17 protein-coding genes and 1 pseudogene are annotated in these 16,984 nt (G+C 49.1%); 2 read left to right on the forward strand and 16 right to left on the reverse strand.

All coding sequences use genetic code 11. The features are described 5' to 3' along the window. Positions 1 to 15: 15 nt before the first annotated feature. The 5 genes and pseudogenes from I8U21_RS12445 to I8U21_RS15225 form a co-directional block, all read right to left on the reverse strand. Entirely contained in the window at positions 16 to 309 is a 294-nt protein-coding gene (locus I8U21_RS12445; RefSeq protein WP_181732567.1) for a cytochrome C oxidase subunit IV family protein, read from the reverse strand. Further along, positions 306 to 926 (reverse strand): cytochrome (ubi)quinol oxidase subunit III, encoded by a 621-nt coding sequence (locus tag I8U21_RS12450; RefSeq protein ID WP_181732568.1) that lies wholly within the window; start codon positions 924 to 926, stop codon positions 306 to 308. The genes I8U21_RS12445 and I8U21_RS12450 overlap by 4 nt, the downstream gene beginning before the upstream one ends. Then, positions 927 to 2,831, reverse strand: a complete 1,905-nt coding sequence (locus I8U21_RS12455; RefSeq protein ID WP_198054042.1) for a cbb3-type cytochrome c oxidase subunit I — start codon at positions 2,829 to 2,831, stop codon at positions 927 to 929. A gap of 62 nt (positions 2,832 to 2,893) precedes the next feature. After that, entirely contained in the window at positions 2,894 to 3,796 is a 903-nt protein-coding gene (locus tag I8U21_RS12460; protein WP_232334010.1) for a ubiquinol oxidase subunit II, read from the reverse strand. A 340-nt stretch (positions 3,797 to 4,136) separates the two neighbouring features. Next, a pseudogene (locus tag I8U21_RS15225) lies at positions 4,137 to 5,234 on the reverse strand (FAD-binding oxidoreductase). A 277-nt stretch (positions 5,235 to 5,511) separates the two neighbouring features. Here I8U21_RS15225 and I8U21_RS12470 point away from each other — a divergent pair. Together I8U21_RS12470 and I8U21_RS12475 are read left to right on the forward strand one after the other, a co-directional pair. Further along, entirely contained in the window at positions 5,512 to 6,195 is a 684-nt protein-coding gene (locus tag I8U21_RS12470; RefSeq protein WP_181732569.1) for a Crp/Fnr family transcriptional regulator, read from the forward strand. A gap of 97 nt (positions 6,196 to 6,292) precedes the next feature. Then, complete coding sequence (locus tag I8U21_RS12475; protein WP_181732570.1) at positions 6,293 to 6,613, forward strand: cupin domain-containing protein; 321 nt, start codon at positions 6,293 to 6,295, stop codon at positions 6,611 to 6,613. 35 nt (positions 6,614 to 6,648) lie between these two features. Here I8U21_RS12475 and I8U21_RS12480 read toward each other — a convergent pair whose 3' ends face one another. The 11 genes from I8U21_RS12480 to I8U21_RS12530 form a co-directional block, all read right to left on the reverse strand. Continuing rightward, a complete protein-coding gene (locus I8U21_RS12480; RefSeq protein WP_181732571.1) occupies positions 6,649 to 7,653 on the reverse strand; it encodes a tagatose 1,6-diphosphate aldolase in 1,005 nt (334 codons plus the stop codon). Next, positions 7,650 to 8,606: a 1-phosphofructokinase family hexose kinase gene (locus I8U21_RS12485; RefSeq protein ID WP_181732572.1), complete on the reverse strand. Its 957-nt coding sequence runs from the start codon at positions 8,604 to 8,606 to the stop codon at positions 7,650 to 7,652. The genes I8U21_RS12480 and I8U21_RS12485 overlap by 4 nt, the downstream gene beginning before the upstream one ends. Before the next feature lie 28 nt (positions 8,607 to 8,634). Then, on the reverse strand, positions 8,635 to 10,053 hold the full coding sequence (locus I8U21_RS12490; RefSeq protein WP_181732573.1) for a PTS transporter subunit IIC: 1,419 nt from the start codon (positions 10,051 to 10,053) through the stop codon (positions 8,635 to 8,637). Positions 10,054 to 10,077: 24 nt separating this feature from the next. Beyond that, positions 10,078 to 10,383 carry a PTS sugar transporter subunit IIB gene (locus tag I8U21_RS12495; protein ID WP_181732574.1) on the reverse strand — a complete coding sequence of 102 codons (306 nt, stop codon included), beginning with the start codon at positions 10,381 to 10,383 and terminating at the stop codon, positions 10,078 to 10,080. Then, positions 10,376 to 10,867: a PTS sugar transporter subunit IIA gene (locus tag I8U21_RS12500; protein ID WP_181732575.1), complete on the reverse strand. Its 492-nt coding sequence runs from the start codon at positions 10,865 to 10,867 to the stop codon at positions 10,376 to 10,378. The genes I8U21_RS12495 and I8U21_RS12500 overlap by 8 nt, the downstream gene beginning before the upstream one ends. A 28-nt stretch (positions 10,868 to 10,895) precedes the next feature. Continuing rightward, positions 10,896 to 11,414 carry a galactose-6-phosphate isomerase subunit LacB gene (gene lacB, locus I8U21_RS12505; RefSeq protein WP_181732576.1) on the reverse strand — a complete coding sequence of 173 codons (519 nt, stop codon included), beginning with the start codon at positions 11,412 to 11,414 and terminating at the stop codon, positions 10,896 to 10,898. 11 nt (positions 11,415 to 11,425) lie between these two features. After that, on the reverse strand, positions 11,426 to 11,854 hold the full coding sequence (gene lacA, locus I8U21_RS12510; protein ID WP_181732577.1) for a galactose-6-phosphate isomerase subunit LacA: 429 nt from the start codon (positions 11,852 to 11,854) through the stop codon (positions 11,426 to 11,428). Between the two features lie 14 nt (positions 11,855 to 11,868). After that, positions 11,869 to 12,678 (reverse strand): DeoR/GlpR family DNA-binding transcription regulator, encoded by an 810-nt coding sequence (locus I8U21_RS12515; RefSeq protein ID WP_220215051.1) that lies wholly within the window; start codon positions 12,676 to 12,678, stop codon positions 11,869 to 11,871. Positions 12,679 to 12,778: 100 nt separating this feature from the next. Beyond that, entirely contained in the window at positions 12,779 to 13,645 is an 867-nt protein-coding gene (locus I8U21_RS12520) for an HAD family hydrolase (protein WP_198054023.1), read from the reverse strand. 336 nt (positions 13,646 to 13,981) lie between these two features. After that, on the reverse strand, positions 13,982 to 15,313 hold the full coding sequence (locus tag I8U21_RS12525; RefSeq protein ID WP_220215053.1) for a 6-phospho-alpha-glucosidase: 1,332 nt from the start codon (positions 15,311 to 15,313) through the stop codon (positions 13,982 to 13,984). A gap of 17 nt (positions 15,314 to 15,330) precedes the next feature. Continuing rightward, entirely contained in the window at positions 15,331 to 16,932 is a 1,602-nt protein-coding gene (locus I8U21_RS12530) for a PTS transporter subunit EIIC (protein WP_181732580.1), read from the reverse strand. Positions 16,933 to 16,984 lie beyond the last annotated feature (52 nt).

Raw genomic sequence — 16,984 nt, forward strand, 5'->3', positions numbered from 1 at the left:
TTTCCTCACCCCTTATTAAAAGTAACTGAAGGTCATCACCCAAATGGATCCGGCAATCACGGCGAACGTAAACACAAATCCCAGCGAGATGGCAATGGTATGATAAGCCGGTCCTCTTTTTTCATTAATGTGCATAAAGAAGATTAACTGAATCAAAATTTGCAAAGCGGCCAACACCAGCAAAACCGTCAGGGTTCCAACCATGGAAAGCGGGGAACGGACGGCAAACCCGATCGCCAAAAGCGTGAGCACGATCGATCCGATAAATCCGATCACATGAGACCAGGGGAAACTGCTTGGTTTCTTCATTCAATCACCCCCACCAGATAAACCAACGTGAAGATCAGGATCCACACCACATCCAAAAAGTGCCAGTAGAGCCCCGCATTTGTGAATTTCCTTGCCGTGGTCGGATTGATGGATTGGCGCTTCAGCTGAACCATCACAGAGGAAAGCCAAACCATGCCCAGACACACGTGAAGTCCGTGGGTCCCAAGCAGTGTATAAAATCCGGACAAAAACGCGCTCCGCTGCATGGTGGCGCCTTCCGCCACGTATTTGACAAATTCGCTGGCCTCAATCCCGACAAACGCCAATCCCAGGACGATCGTGGCGGCGATCCACCCGATCATGGCATTCAAGCGGTTGTTTCTCATCGCGTGCATCGCCAAACCACAAGTAAAGCTGCTGGTCAAAAGCAGGAGCGTTTCCAGCGTGAACAGCGGAATTTCAAACAGTTCCGCCGTGGTTGGTCCCCCGTCAGTATGCGTGCGCAAGACAAAATAAGTGGCAATGATGCTGGCAAACAGCACCAAATCCGACGCAAGAAACACCCAAAAGCCCAGAACATAACGGTCTTGATCCTCATGATGTTCATGGTCATGCGCTTGGTGATCCAAAACGGCGCGTTGTTCCGTCGCTCCCATTTACGACACCCCCTTGGCAGTCGCTTTTTTGATTTCATCGACGGGAATGAAATAACCGTCATCCTTTTCCAACGAGCGCCACAACATACATGCAATGATCCCGATCAACCCGATCATCGCAATGGTGAATTGACTGAACACCAATCCGAATCCGCCGATAAAGAAAGCGATCGACATGAGGAACGGAATGGGTGTGTTTTTCGGCATGTGGATCGGTTTGAGTTTTGAACCGGTTTTCAAACTGTCCCGGTTGCCCCGTTTTTTCTCCCACCAAGCGTCAAAGCTTCCCACTTCCGGGATTTGGGCAAAGTTGTAATGCGGCGCAGGGGAAGGAATCGACCATTCGAGGGTGCGTCCGTCCCACGGATCTCCGGTTGTGTCCAGCTCTTTATGGAACAAGCTGTAGACAATTTGAGCACCGATGAACAAGAAGCCGGCTCCCATCATAAAGGCACCGATGGTGGAGACAAAGTTGAGATCTCCCCAACCCGATTCAGCCGGGTAAGTGTACACGCGCCGGGTCATGCCCATGAATCCCAAAGCGTATTGCGGCATGAAGCAGACATAAAAGCCGATGTTAAAGAACCAGAAACCCCATTTTCCAAGCTTCTCGTTTAATTTGAAGCCAAACACTTTCGGCCACCAGTAATACATTCCGGCCAACAGTCCGAAGACCGCTCCCCCGATCAAGACTTGATGGAAGTGGGCAATGAGGAAATAACTGTTGTGGAACTGGTAATCCGCTGGTGCCACCGCCAGCATGATTCCGGTGGCTCCACCCACGACAAAGCAAGGAATGAAAGCAAGTGCCCACATCATCGGCAGGGTCATCCGGATCCGTCCCCTGAACATCGTAAACAGCCAGTTAAACACCTTCACACCCGTCGGAATTCCGACCGCCATGGAAGCAATGGCAAAGAAACTGTTGACTCCGGGTCCGGCCCCCATCACAAAGTAATGGTGTGCCCAGACGAAGTAACTGATCACGCTGATGAGCATCAGCGACATCACCATCGATTTGTAACCAAAAATGCGTTTCTTGCTGAAGGTGCTGATCACTTCCGACAAAATTCCGTATACCGGCAGGATGGCAATGTATACTTCCGGGTGACCCCAAATCCAGAACAGGTTGATGTACATCATCGGATTTCCGCCGCCGTCCATCGTAAAGAAATGGGTATCAAAAATCCGGTCCAACCCGAGAAGCGCCAAAGCCACGGTCAAGGCCGGGAAAGCGAAAATGATGATGATGCAAGACCCGAGCACCGACCAAGGAAACAACGGCATTTTCATCAAGGTCATGCCGGGTGCACGCATTTTCAGGATCGTGACGATAAAGTTGACACCGGTTGCAATGCTTCCGATCCCTGAGATCTGGAGCGACATCAGGTAGTAGTTGATTCCGGGCCCCGGACTGAAATCCACCTCGGATAACGGCGGATAAGCCACCCATCCGGCGTCCGGCGCGCCGCCCAGGATAAAGGACAGGTTAAACAACATCGCACCGAAGAAAAACAACCAGAAACTGAGTGCGTTCAAAAAAGGAAATGCGACATCGCGCGCCCCGATTTGAAGGGGAACCGCAATGTTCATCATGGCAAAGATCATCGGCATGGCCACAAACAAGATCATGATCGTTCCATGCGTGGAAAAAATTTCGTTATAATGCTGCGGATCGAGAAAGTGCATATTGGGCGCCGCCAGCTGAATTCGCATCAACAGCGCATCCACGCCACCGCGAAACAACATGATCAGGGCACAAATCAGATACATCACCCCGATTTTTTTATGGTCCACCGTGGTCAGCCATTCGCGCCACAACCATCCCCACTTTTTAAAATATGTCAGCACAAAGATGATTCCGAGCAGAACAACCAAGGAAGCAACCGCTGACATTTGAATCATGGGGTGGGCGTTTTTCAGGTAATCAACGATTTGCTGAATCACTGTTGGATCCCACCTTTCCGTTATTCATGAACAGATTCATGGCGAACGTCCATATCATGTTTGTCCCAATAGATTCCTCCGTTTTTATCCACAATTTGTTTGTAAAGTTTGGGCGGATAAGACGAATACGACTGCTCTTTTGCCAAACCCGGCTGTTTCAATTGATCATATTTTTCCTGGGTGAAAACAGGTGCGGATTTCTTCACGCTTTCTGCCCATGCATCAAATTCCGCCTGCGGTTTTGCAATCACTTCAAAGTTCATGTGGGCAAAGCCTTTTCCGGTAAAGTTGGCTCCTTTCCCTTCATACACACCGGGTTTGTCGGCTTGTAACCAAAGCGGCATCTCCATTCCCGGCATGGTGTACAATTGCCCGCCCAATTCCGGAACCCAGAAGGAGTTCATGGGCGCATCCGAAGTGAGCACAAATTGAACCGGAACTCCTGCCGGAACGGGTGCATGGTTCACTGTGGCAATGTTTTGTTCCGGATACAAGAAAAGCCACTTCCAGTCCAATGAAACCACTTCAATGGTGATTGGCTTGTTCGGTGAAGGTTTTTTCGTCAATCCGTACGTGTCCCGAACCGTGGCCACACTCAAGATGGCGACAATCACCACGGGAATGGTCCACCAAATGATCTCCATGATTTTGCTGTCATCCCACTCCGGACGGTAGGAAGCTTTATTTCCCGGTTTGTCCCGATACCGGTAAATCACATAGAAGAAGAACAGCATCACCGGGATCACAATCAAGGACAGCATGAGAACGGACAACTTGATCAGATCATACAGAGTCATGGCGACCGGCCCGGCCGGATTAAACATGACATAACGGTCATCGCATCCGGTCAGCAATAAAATGAGAACAAATCCCGGCACCGGCAAAAGCTTTCTCAGTCTGTTGGATGCCCGCAATTTCTTCAACAATTCTCCCTCCCATAACACTTGGAATGTTACTGGCTGATGAGTCCAATTCTCCAGGTTTTGTGATAAATATCACAAATAAGGGTTCATAAAAATGATTCATGTTCTTGTTTCTCTGGTATGAATTCCTCCTACCTGTATTTCATTTTTTTGTTACATCTTCACTTTAAACGGGGGGTTGCACCGCTTTTGTGATTCAAATCACATAACGGACGTCGTTCACAAAATAGCAACAAAATGTTTGACGCTTTGTCACTTTCTTTTCCTTGCCACGGACCAAAAAGCCCCGCAAACAAAAAAACCACCCGTAACGGATGGTGTTCTGTTCTTTTGTCCCATCTTAAACCGGTATCCATGGTGTCAAGCGGGCGAAAGCTTCATATTGAATGCGGCTTTCATCCACATTCATTTTTCGGAGCGCCGAATAAACAACCTCCATAAACGGAACCGGACCGCACAAATAAAAATCGGCACCGGGATGGTCCACCACGGACTCCAGCCACTCCTTGTCAATCCATCCCTTTTTGTCAAACGATTTTTCCGCTCTTCGGTCGGCAATTCATAAATCACATAAAGATTTCAGCCGGTCGCAAGTCTCCGCCAAACGGGCCACATTCTCTTTCATCGCATGATGTTTGCCGTTTATGGCCGCATGAATGTTGGTTACATCCCGGTCCGGCTGTTTTTCCACCAAGGTGTTCAACATGCTCATGAGGGGGGTGAACCCGACACCTTCGCTGATCAACACGACCGGGTTCATGGATTCGGTGTCCAAAACAAAGTCACCGGCCGGCGAACTGAATTCAAGCACACTCCCTTCCTGCACCTGTTCATGCAACCAAGTGGAAAACGCACCGGGAGGCTTTCCGTTTCGGGCATCTTCCCGTTTCACACTGATCCGGTAAGTGTTCCTTTCCGGGAACATCGGACAAACTGTAATGGCGGTGATGCATGTATTTTTCACCCGGGATCTTCTTCCGGATGGTCAGATACTGTCCGGGACGGAAAGAAGCAAAGGGCTTATTGTCTTTGGGTTTTAAATAGCAGGAGGTGATCGCCTCGCTTTCTTTCACTTTTTTCACCACCACAAATTCCCGGAAACCTTACCAATTACCTTCTTTCGTTTTCGTTTGTTCATACAACTATTGTTCGATTCCGATGAATTGATTGAATCATAAGCCATCACCCAAGCCTGGATGATCTCGCCCGTCGCTCCGTCCCCCAACGCATCTTTGACGTCCTCAATCAGCGTTTCGCCCACCATGGGATATTGTTCCGGTTTGCCCCCGAACGCCCGACTGTGATAAAAAATATGGATCAACTCCGAATGACGGGTGAACAATAATTCATAAAACCGTTTTTCCGATCGCTTCGCTGTTTTCTTTCAGTACCGGAGCCGTTGCTTTTTAATGATTTCCATCGTCTTTGCATCGAGCATCTATGAAAAGACTCCTCTAGCGAAAATTCCCTTTTAAGATGCGCAACCTCATGTTTTTCTTCATAAATGACAACATAAAAAATGATAAAGTATATAAAATGAATTATTAAACATTATAAAACGTTGTCAGATGAACAAAATGTGATCTGGATCACAAAAACGCCGGTGTTCACAGAACGTCGACAGAACCGTAAACGCTTTGTTGTTGACGAACAGGAAACGCATCCCTTTGAATAAAATTAAACACCAATTATTTTCATTTCTGGAGGCGGTAAGTATGAACCGCAAGGTTGAAATCTTGAAACGGGTGCCTCTCTTCCGGGACCTGAACAACGAAGAGCTGGAGAAAATCGCACAAATCGCCACCTTGAAGGAATACCCCAAACATTCCACCATATTTATGGAAGCGCAACCAAGAACAACGGTCTACTTCATTGAGTCGGGGATCATCAAAGTCACCAAGGTGGATAATCAGGGAAACGAGCAAGTGATTTCGATCCTCCAAAAAGGTGATATGTTTCCTCACGTGGGCTTTTTTGACGACTCCCCCTACCCCGGAACCGCGCAAACCATCCAAAACAGCAAACTCCTGGCGATCCCCATCCATGACTTTGACCGCCTGCTGGATTCCAATCCCCAAATTGCCAAATCCGTCATGAAAATCATGGCCGTTAAAATTTTGCAACTGCAAAGACGCCTTCAGGAAGTCATTTCCGGCGATGTTTATCACAAGGTGGTCATGACTTTGCTGAGGCTCGTCGATGAATACGGCGTCTCCAAAGACGAAAGCATATTCATTTCCCTGCCTTTAACCCACCAGGATTTTGCCAATATGCTGGGATTGTCGCGGGAATCCGTCAACCGGGTGTTAAACCAGTTAAAAAAGGAAAACCTGATTGATGTGAGCCGGAAAGGAATCAAAATTCTGGACTTAAAAACCCTGCAGGCCAAACTCTCGTGACCGGGAGACCGAAACATTTTTTGTGATATATGTCACATCACGGTCCCCGATATTATGGCATACTCAAATAAAGTTTTGAAAGAAGGAGGCTCCGCCTGTGTCTTTAGTTGAAATCAAAAAAGAAGGACCGATTGATAAAGGAGTCACTCGCAACAAAGTGCTCGACTTTGATCAAGGACTGGTGATCAACCTGCAAATCAAAGCCGGGGAAACTGTCCCCCGCCACCATGCCAACACCGATGTGATTGTTTATGTGGCAAGCGGGGAAGTCCTCTTTGGTGTGGAAGAAAAACGGCACCACATGAAAGAAGGATCGTTGCTGCATATGAAACCCTTTGAAAAGCATGACATTGAAGCGCTTCAGGATGCGAGCCTGCTGGTGTTTAAAATCGGCTCCAATCCCCGTTGCAGTTTATGATCATAAAAAAACGGACGGCCATCAGCCGCCCTTTTTTATTGTCCGGAAACTGCATAATAACGGCTCCAAGGAGTCGCCGTCTCCCGGATGGCTTTGGCAACGCGGTTCAAGTTGTCCAGCCCTTCGGTGGAAAGCCAATGATGGAAAGCGGCTTCCCCTTCCTCCGCAAACGGTTGCACCCCTTCTTTCCAGACCGCTCTCCCGCATAAACATCCGCAAAAGCGAGATCCGGCCTGTTTGGCAAAATGAAGCGTCTCGATAAACTGATCATGGGATACCCCTCCGCTTAAATAAACAAAAGGAACGCCGCTTTTTTCAGAGCATCGGTCATAGGCTTCGGCCGCTTCTTCTTGCCTGAATACAGGCTCCGCCTTCCCGCCGCAGCAACCTTCAATATAGTAAACAGGCACCGGCGCTTCCACTTTTAACAGATCCACCCCGTAACACGCTTTCGAAAATTCTTCCATGAAATACTCAATCATCCGGGGTTTGATTTTGGCAAATTCCCTGCTTTTCTCCGGAATTCCGCCGGCACTGTAAGAAACGGGCTCCAATATAAACAACAGATCGTTTTGCTTGCACTCGTCGCCAACCCGTTTGATCCAGGCTTTTTTCACGGCATTCACTTTTTTTTCTTCATACGGGTCATAATAGACTAACAGTTTCAGCGCGTCGACGCCTTCACGCACAAAATCTTGGACGGCATACCGGTCCACCAATGCAGGCAGGCGCCCCTTTTGCGAGGCATCATAACCCGTTTTCTCATAAGCCATGATCAAACCGGTCTCTTGATTTAACTTTCCGGCTGCCTCCCAACCGTATTCCGGATCCAGCAATAGCGCAGAAGACCGGTTGCCCAGCACTTCACTGACCGCTGCTTTAAACCGGGTTAATCCTTCGGCATAAGGAACATTCGGATTGAATGACCGGATCATTTTTCCCAACGAGCCGCGCTGATCCATCGCCATTGCAAAAATGATCTGATTTTCGTCTGAAATGGCTTCCAACCCTTTTTGTTTCCCGGGCGATAACTTTCTCATCGGTTTCCCTCCTCGTCTGCCAGTCCCTCATGAACGGTTTCGATTCGGATCTCTTTCATGCAACCGTTCAATTTCCGCGGATCGATATAACCCGTTTTTTCTTCCATGGCATTCAACACGCCCATGGACAAGCTGAACCGGATCAGCCGCTCACCGTCGAAGCCGCGGGCCATCCCCGCCGCAAAACCGGCAATGACCGAATCGCCCGATCCGACCGGGTTTTTCGGCTCGATGCGGGGGACTTTGGCCCGGTAAAAAACCCCTTTATGTTTGATCACGGCGCCCTTTTCCCCCAAGGTGACGACAATCCAGGGAACTCCTGCCAACAGGGGCGATTTCAACGCCCCGGTCAGACGGGAAAGAGAATCCAACCCGGTGCCAAGCATATCGTTCAGTTCATCCTGATTGGGTTTGATCAGGTAAGGCTTTTTCCCCGATGCCAACACTTTTTTCAGCAAACTTCCTTTGGTGTCTAGCAAGACCGGGACACCCCGGGCTTTGTCCAGCAATTGTTCATAAAAGCGCTCCGGCACCCCTTTGGGCAAACTTCCGGAGATCGTGATCACCTTCGATTTGACCGAGTATTCCGAAAAACACCTTAAAAACCGCTCCTGCTCGCTTTTTTCAATCACCGGTCCGCTTTCCAATATCTCCGTCTGAAGCCCTTGATGAAGGATGGCAATGCAATTGCGGGTCCGGCCCCGGATGGGAACGAAAGCATCCCGGATGCCCAGTTGCGCGATCTCCGAACGGATATAAGCGCCCAGTTCCCCGCCGAGAAATCCGGACACAGCCACCGGCTCTCCCAATTGCCGCAAAACCCTCGCCACATTCAATCCTTTTCCCCCGGCCGTTTTCGAAACATGCTCCACCCGGTTGACGGTCCCCGTCCGGAACGAATCCAGTGTGTACCGGATATCGACCGAAGGATTTAATGTAATTGTCAAAATCAATCGCGATCCCTTCCCGTTTTTATACCGGTTATCCGGCGATGGTTTCTTTTTCTACTTCATATTGCCGGTTCCGTTTTTTCATTTGCTTGAGATACCAGACAAACAACAGAATGTAAGCCGCAAATGCGAGTGCGGTCAGCAATAAATTTTGCATGTTCCAATTCCCGCCCAGCTTGCCGACCAAGATCGCCAGGAATTTTTCCACCGGTCCCTCCAACGTGGAATGCGTGATCATCACATTGGCGGCCACATTTTCCGGAAATGCACCGACCGCTTTGGCCGTTTGTGTAAAAAACGGGGCAATCGCCGTTCCTGACAAGAAAAACACCGGAATCATGACTGATCCGATCAAAATCATGCGGATGATTTTCCCGCGTGTCACCACCAGCAAAGCCGGTGTCAAACCGATGGCGATGATTCCTCCCAACGGGAGGATTTTGTTGCCGGGAAAAATCAAGGCGATCAACAGCATAATCGGAGCCAGCACATTGGCCGCCGCCCACATCTCCGGCCGGGCCGCCAGAAAGGGCCAGTCGATTCCGATATGAAAAGTCCTCCCTTTTAACCGTTTGCTCATAAAATTGGTGATGCCCTGTGATAACGGTTCCACCGCCGAAATGAACCATTGCCCGATGACCGAAAAGAGTTCGAGGGCCACTCCGCCGATAAAAGCCAAGGTAAAGATGGTTTTTACCGGTTGTTGTCCCAACAGGCCGACAAAAAAGCCCAGATAGATTCCGATGGCAAATTTGTTTCCCCAAAAACCGATTTTTTTATTTAAAGTGGCAGCGTCAAAATCAAACCGGTCGATAAACGGAAACCATTTGTCAAAGATTTTGTCAATCACCATGATCAACGGGTTCAACATGAAGTTCAAATGGGTGGTCGTGGTCGGATTGGTCCGGGGCATGTCCAACAACTCATTAAACGTTGGTTTCATGATATCGGCATTGATCAATTTCATCACACCCAGCAAAATGACAAGCAATGTGGCCAACAGCAGGTTATCCGAATAATGCATGACAATCAAACCGACCACCGACAAGTGCCATACATTAAACAGATCCACGTCCAGCGTGTTGGTTTTGTTCAAAGCAAGCAGGACAAGGTTGACCACCACCAGGACAAACAAAAAATACAAAGTGTATGCCGAACCCCATGTAATCGTTGCCAAAGGAGCCCAACCCACGTCCGTGATCGAAAGTTCAATCCCGGTTGATTTTACAAAACTCTCCAGCACTGGAGAAAAATGACTGGTTAAAATGTCAATGACAATCCCCATGCCGGTCAACGCAATCGCCAATTTCAATCCGCCCTCTGCCGCCTTGCCGGCCGGAACGCGCATGAGAACCGCCAAAAGCGTTAACAGGATAAACATCATGGGCGCGGCTCCCAAATCAATGACCGGTTCAAAAATAAGATTGGCAAACCGGATGATCGAATCCAACCCGATTCCCCCTTTCTCCCTGACTCAACGTTTTTTCAACGATTTGATAACGCTTTCCAATTCTTCAAAGACAGGATCCGCCATTTGAGAAATCCGGTAGAGAATCGGCCCGGCTTCCACGATGGGAATGGAAATCTCAAAAGGAAGTTTCGGTTTGGATATCGGTGCAAAAATATCATATTTGGCCAAGATCTCTTCCGTGATGTCTTTCATCACCATCGTATCCACTTGGACGTCATATCCGCGTTTTTTCATCTCCTCTTCAATGCCGGTTTTGATTTGGTGACTGGAATTGATCCCGGCACCACAGGCCGCCAAAATTTTAATCATCGGAAACACTCCTTCCGCTTTCATGACTGGTGAAAAAACGGTAAATTTCCGCCGGATCCTCCAATTGGTCCAATCGTCTCATCCGCTTTTCATCGGTGAAAATCTCCATCAGATAGGATAACATCCGGCTTTGCTGTTCTTTTTCATGATTCACGATAAAAAAGAGATATCTCACCTTGATTTCCTTTTCCGGCGCCATCATGTTCCTGAACGGGATTTCGTGATTCAGTTTGACAACCGCAAGGGCTTGATCCGCACAATATTCGGCTTCCGTATGCGGTATCGCAACATTCGGCAAATCCCCGGCCACCGGGCTCAAATCCAGCCCCGTGGGGTAATCGGCCTCCCGTTGGATCAACGATCGGACAAACCCGGGCTTTACCAGCCCTTTCCCGCACAAAATGCCGCCAATATGGCGAAAAACTTCTTCCGGTGTTTTTGGGTCACAAAAAAAGATCAAGTCTTGGCGAAAGAATGATGGCATCGGTTCAGACCCTCCATTTCCGCCGGTTTCACCGGTCGGCATATTCCCCCCGGTTCCACTTCTCAATCAAGTCGTCAAAGAGGCGTTCATCTTGCGCCGGATCCTTTCCGGCAAGGAATGCATCAATTTGTTGATTCGTTTGTTCATTTTCTGCCGATGGCTCATATTCCGTTTCCAAAAATGCATCCACAATTCTTTCGATCAGCCCGATTCCCACAATCCGCCCGCCGATGCCGAGCACATTGGCATTCAGCTTCTCCCTCGCATATCGGGCCGCTTCCACATCCTCCACCAAAGCTGCCCGGATGCCTTTTAATTTGTTGGCACTGATGGTGATCCCCACTCCCGTGCCGCAAAGAACAATGCCCAGATCGGCGTCCCCATCGGCAACTTTTTTCGCCGTTTTCACCCCGTATACGGGATAATGGGTCCGCTTCTTGTCATAAGTGCCGTTATCGGTCACCTCGTGCCCTCTTGCTTCCAAATATTTCACGAGATGGTCTTTGATCTCCGTGACAATGTGATCACAGCCGATGGATATCTTCATCGTTCCCCTCCTCAGCACTGCCGGTTCAGCATGTCGACTCGGATTTGATGTCTTCCGCCGTCATATTCCTGCTCCACAAAAACCCGGCTGATCTTTCGGGCCAGCGTTTTCCCGACCATGCCGCTTCCGATGGCAAGGATATTGGCGTTGTTGTGTCTCCGGGTCATCTCGGCCGAATGTTCATTGCATACATGGGCGCAAATGATGCCTTTGTGTTTATTGGCGGCCATGAATGAACCAATCCCGTATTCATCAATGATGATGCCGCGGTCTGCCCGTTGGTCCCGGACCGCTTTGGAAACCCGGACCGCCGCATCCACAAAATCCAGATCCGGTTCCGGCGTCACATCCCGGACCGGATATCCCAAGCTTTGGAAATAAGCGATCAGGTCTTGTTTCATTTCAAACCCCTTGGCATCACTGCCGATGGCAATTTTCATGCGGCAACCTCCCGTCAGCAAATGATTTGGCACTGATCTTTGTATAACTTCTGATAAAGGGGCGGAATGTCCGGATCCGTGATAATTCCCGTAATCTCTTGAACATGGCAGATGATTTGGAAAGCCCGGACCCCGAATTTGCTGCTGTCTGCCACTACATACTTCTCTGCGGAATTTTCCAGCACGATCCGCTGAAGCGCCCCTTCTTCCTCATCCGCAGTGGTGATGTGTTCGTCCGCAATCCCGTTGGTCCCGATAAAAGCTTTTTGCACTTTGATATCCCGGATCCATTTGCCGGCAAAATACCCGACAAACGTTTTTGTCCTTTCCCGCAGCCGGCCGCCCACCAACACCACGTGAAAATTTTTGTTTTCCTGAAATTTGTTAAAAATGGTGATGGAGTTGGTAATGACGTTCAGAGAAGGAGCCTGGATATAATCATAAATCAATTCGGTCGTCGTTCCGGGTCCGATAAAAACGGTATCATCCGGTTTGATCAATTCGGCGGCTTTCTTGGCCACATACTTTTTCTCCCTGATATTCAACGTTTTCTTCTCGTCATGGGACAGCTCGATATACCCGCCCGGGGGCTTTTTCCTGGCACCGCCATGAACCCGGATGATCCGGCCCTGTTCCTCCAAAAATTGAAAATCGCGCCGGATCGTCATTTCGGTTACGCCCAAGCGCCTGGCGGCTTCATTCACTTTTAAAAACATGTTTTCCTCAATCATTTCCAAGATCCGCTTATGCCTCTCTTGCTTGAGAATTCGGATCCCCCCGCTTTCTATTGTTCGAAAATGTTCTTTTTTGTTTTCATTTATCATTATATAATCGGAATTATATTTTTTCAATATAAAAAATTAAGAAAATTATATACACAAAAAAGGTCGCCGGCAGACACTCCTGCCAACAACCCTTTTGCACCTACGAACCAAAAAACTCTTCCTGCAAAAAATGGTATAATCCATTCTCGTCATACGGAAGTTTCGTCACTTCATCCGCATGCTCTTTGATTTCATCCGCGGCGTTTTGCATGGCCACCGCACGAGATGCTAACTTAAACATCGAAAGGTCATTTTCGCTGTCGCCAACGGCCATCAAATGGGCGGGCGCAAGCTGATATTCTTTTAACACCAGACTCAACCCGTATGCCTTCGACACCTGGTCCGCCATGATTTCACAATTATGCCTGGAAGAAGACAAAAGGGTAAACGGCGTGCGGTTTTTCATCCGCTCCAATGCATTCCGCCATTTCCGGATGTTCCCGGGCTCCATACTGAAAAAATAAATTTTGACGATATCTTCATCCACCAAATGATCCAGCCAGACCATTTTTTCTTTTAAAGCGGCTTTCCGGGAGAGCCATTCATTTTCAAACAACGTGTCAGGCTTTTCCTTGAACACTTCCTCCATCATCCGCTCTTTCTCTTTTGCCAGGGCAAAACGGACGCCTTCAGCCGTATGAACTTCATAATAGATATTCTCCTGTCCGGCTTGAAAAACAGCCTCTCTCACGACGGACGGATCCAAGGTGCGGCGGGAAATGATCTGGTCCCCGATATAAGTCACCGCCCCGTTGGCCGTCACCACCCCGTCGATTTCCAGATGTTCCGGAAGAACCCGCCGGACTTCAGGAAAAGTCCGGCCGGTCGCAACAAAAATCCGGATCCCCGCCTGCTTGAGTTGTCTGAACAGATCGACCAATTCCGGCTCCACCTGACTGTTTACATTCAACATCGTCCCGTCCATGTCCAGTGCAATCGCTTTGATCTCTGACCGGTTTCTTTCCATGGCCCTCCCCTTTCTCATTCTGTTGGTACATACATGCTATCATACACATCCCCGGCAGTTTGCTCAACTTTGCGCCTGCATCCCCCTGCATCTTCATTCCTTGCTTGGTGCGAATCATCCTGGTTAAAGTTTGTTTGTGTTGCAAACTGATTTGTGATGTCAGGCGAACTGAAATGCGTTTTGCACACGGACATTGGACGCTTCAGTCGCATCCGTCCGTTCTCTCTTTGAAAATTTCCATCCTCTCCGACAGCATCAGCATTTGTTTCAAAAACCACAGCAAACCAAAAGATCCAAGCCTGAAAAGACTTGGATCCAAAATCCGGGCCACAAACGTTATTTTAATTCCGGCCAGTATCCCCGGTTGGCTTCCATCAGGTCATCCAGCACTTTTTTCGCCACTTTGGCACTGGGGACGGTTTTGGACAGGATCAACGCCTGCCACAACTTTTGGTAACTGCCTTCGATGTAGGCTTGGACCACCATTTTTTCCACGGTAACTTGTTGAAGCATCAATGCTCTTTGGAATTCGGGAATTTTCCCCTGACTGAGCGGTTCCGGGCCGTCAGAGCCGACAATGCACGGGACCTCAACCATGGCATCATCATCAAAGTTGGCAATGGAACCGTTATTTTCGACAATCATGATCATCCGCTCATGGGTGTTGAATGCAATGGCCCGGGCCAGATCGACGATGAAGGTTGCATGGCTGCCGATGGCAAATTCACTTCCTTCCGCCGTCCCTTTTTCAATTATTTCTCTGGCGGCGGAAAAGACATTCTTCTCTCTTCCGTCCATCACTTCATTGGCTCGCGTGTATTTGGGGTTGGCGCTTTCAACCACTTCATCGGGATAGAAATAATATTTTAAATACGTGTTGGGCAAAAACCGCGGGTCGACCGCCAACAAATCTTTTGCTTTTTTATGCGTTTCTTGCCAGCTGGGATCCATGTGCTGGGTATCGACTTCGATCTGGGTCAAATAACCGTTTTCTTTCACATATTCGCGGATTTGCGGCAGGTATTCATTGCCTTCCTTGTCTTTGACGCTGGTCCACCAACCGAAGTGATTCAACCCGAAATAACGAACATCCAACTCTTTCGGCGTTTTGCCGATAATCTGGGACATTCTCCGGAGGGTTCCCACCGGCATGTCGCAAATGTTCAGCACTTTGGCGTTCGGGCGGAGAATCCGGCAGGCTTCGGCCACGATGGCGGCCGGATTGGAATAGTTTAACATCCATGCATCCGGGGAGTATTTTTCCATCCAATCGATTAATTCAATCATCGGTCCGATGCTGCGCATGCCATAAGCAATGCCTCCGGGACCGCACGTTTCCTGGCCGACCACCCCGTGTTTGAGCGGAATTTTTTCATCCAGCTCGCGCATTTCATATTTCCCGACCCGGATGTGGGCAAAACAGAAATCGATGTCCGTGAATGCTTCTTCCGGATCGGTGGTGTAAGTGTACTCGATCTCCGGCGCACGTTCGTTCAACACGATTTTCAAGGCTTCCCCGATCATGTGTTGCCGCTTTTCGTCGTTATCGTATAATTTCAATTTCCGAATCGGAAACGTTTCCAAATGATCCAACAGCATCATGACGATTCCCGGTGTATAAGTGCTTCCTCCGCCTGCAATCACAATGGAAAACTTTTTCATCACCATCTCTTCCTTTCTGTGAGTCATTCTTGACCGGCGCGTCCCAAATACCGGTCCACGGCTTTCCGGATGTTTGTCACCTGCAATCCGTAAACCACTTGCACGTTTTGGTCGCGAATAATCACTCCGCTGGCACCGGTTTCATTTTTCAAAACCGTTTCATCCACCTTCTCCGGATGAACCAATGTCAACCGGAGACGTGTGTAACAATTGGTCACCGTTTGGATGTTTTCCGCCCCGCCAAGCGCCCGGACAATGACACCGGCCACATCAGATGTCTCCTTGGATGCTTGTCCTTCCTCCCGGTTCCGCTTCTTTTTCTCCTGGTAATCCTTTTTGGAATACAACCGGACTTCCTGTCCTTTTTCTTCCCGGCCGATCGTTTGAAAATTAAATTTGACAATCAGGAAACGGAAAACTACGTAATAAATGACAAAGAACAACAGTCCAACCAACACATACAACGGCCAACCGGTTTTCTGAATGCCAAGCGGCAGGTTGTAAAGCAAAAAGTCAATCATCCCGTTGGGCCCGATGGCGCGCACATCCAGCAGGTTGAGAACCACCATGCTGAGCCCGCTAAAGACGGCATGCACCGCAAACAACAACGGCGCCACAAACATAAAGGAAAATTCAATCGGTTCGGTCACCCCGGCAATGAAGGAAGTAAACGCCGCCGGAAGCAACACGGCTTTGGCTTTGGCTTTGTTTTCAGGCTTGGCCGTGTGGTACATCGCCAGGCACGCCCCGATCAACCCAAACATCTTGGAAATGCCCCGCGCATCCCAGATCACGCTCTCCGAAAGCCGGGTAACCCCCGGATTGGCAATCTCCGCATAATAAATGTTCCGGGCTCCTTCGTAAATTTGCCCGCCGACTTCGGCCACTCCCCCCAGCGAAGTGTACAAAAACGGGGTATACACCAAGTGGTGCAATCCGGTCGGGATGAGCAGGCGTTCCAACGCCCCGTACAAAAAGATCCCAAAACTCCCGCTCCGTTGAATCAGCGTCCCCAAACTGTGGATCCCGCTTTGGAAAAAAGGCCAGATGTACATCAAGACACCGGCCAACAACACCACCGTCGGAATCAGGAGGATAAAGACGAAACGGGATCCGCCGTAAATTTGAAAAGCGCCTTTGAATTCCGTATCGATCCACCGGTTATGAATAAAAGCGGTTACAATTCCGAGAATAATTCCCAAAAATACACCCATATCCAGAATTTGCACGCCCAAAACCAGGGTTTGCCCCGTTCCTTGCAGCGATTCCGCCTCCACCAGCCGGCCGCTCAATTCCATAAACTTGTTCATCGCATGAACAAAAACCAAATACCCCAACAAGGCGGTGAACCCTGCGACCGGCTTTTCTTTCCGGGCCAGGCCGACGGTGATTCCCACACAGAAAATGAGTCCCAGGTTGCCCAGAATGGAAACTAGGGATCCGGCCAATATGGAGCCAAATCCGGTTGTCACCGGGTTGTTCATCAAAGGAACGGTTTCCAAGAGTTTGGGATTGGTCAACAAATTTCCAAGTGCGATCAATATCCCCGCGATCGGCAGAATCAAGACGGGGATAAACATCGCTTTGGAAAACCGCTGCATGGCTTCCATCAGCTTTGCCTTCATGGTGACACCTCCAGTTCAGTGGTTCGGACTTGACTCCAGTTTATAGCGTAAG

It is taken from the genome of Thermoactinomyces sp. CICC 23799 (assembly GCF_016055145.1).
Lineage (GTDB): Bacteria > Bacillota > Bacilli > Thermoactinomycetales > Thermoactinomycetaceae > Thermoactinomyces > Thermoactinomyces intermedius.

Excerpts from the sequence above, each read along its gene's own strand:
- I8U21_RS12445 (WP_181732567.1), bottom strand. The coding sequence starts at position 309 with ATGAAGAAACCAAGCAGTTTCCCCTGGTCTCATGTGATCGGATTTATC.
- I8U21_RS12450 (WP_181732568.1), bottom strand. The coding sequence starts at position 926 with ATGGGAGCGACGGAACAACGCGCCGTTTTGGATCACCAAGCGCATGAC.
- I8U21_RS12455 (WP_198054042.1), bottom strand. The coding sequence starts at position 2,831 with ATGATTCAAATGTCAGCGGTTGCTTCCTTGGTTGTTCTGCTCGGAATC.
- I8U21_RS12470 (WP_181732569.1), top strand. The coding sequence starts at position 5,512 with ATGAACCGCAAGGTTGAAATCTTGAAACGGGTGCCTCTCTTCCGGGAC.
- I8U21_RS12480 (WP_181732571.1), bottom strand. The coding sequence starts at position 7,653 with ATGAGAAAGTTATCGCCCGGGAAACAAAAAGGGTTGGAAGCCATTTCA.
- I8U21_RS12495 (WP_181732574.1), bottom strand. The coding sequence starts at position 10,383 with ATGATTAAAATTTTGGCGGCCTGTGGTGCCGGGATCAATTCCAGTCAC.
- I8U21_RS12500 (WP_181732575.1), bottom strand. The coding sequence starts at position 10,867 with ATGCCATCATTCTTTCGCCAAGACTTGATCTTTTTTTGTGACCCAAAA.
- lacB (WP_181732576.1), bottom strand. The coding sequence starts at position 11,414 with ATGAAGATATCCATCGGCTGTGATCACATTGTCACGGAGATCAAAGAC.
- lacA (WP_181732577.1), bottom strand. The coding sequence starts at position 11,854 with ATGAAAATTGCCATCGGCAGTGATGCCAAGGGGTTTGAAATGAAACAA.
- I8U21_RS12515 (WP_220215051.1), bottom strand. The coding sequence starts at position 12,678 with ATGATAAATGAAAACAAAAAAGAACATTTTCGAACAATAGAAAGCGGG.
- I8U21_RS12520 (WP_198054023.1), bottom strand. The coding sequence starts at position 13,645 with ATGGAAAGAAACCGGTCAGAGATCAAAGCGATTGCACTGGACATGGAC.
- I8U21_RS12525 (WP_220215053.1), bottom strand. The coding sequence starts at position 15,313 with ATGGTGATGAAAAAGTTTTCCATTGTGATTGCAGGCGGAGGAAGCACT.
- I8U21_RS12530 (WP_181732580.1), bottom strand. The coding sequence starts at position 16,932 with ATGAAGGCAAAGCTGATGGAAGCCATGCAGCGGTTTTCCAAAGCGATG.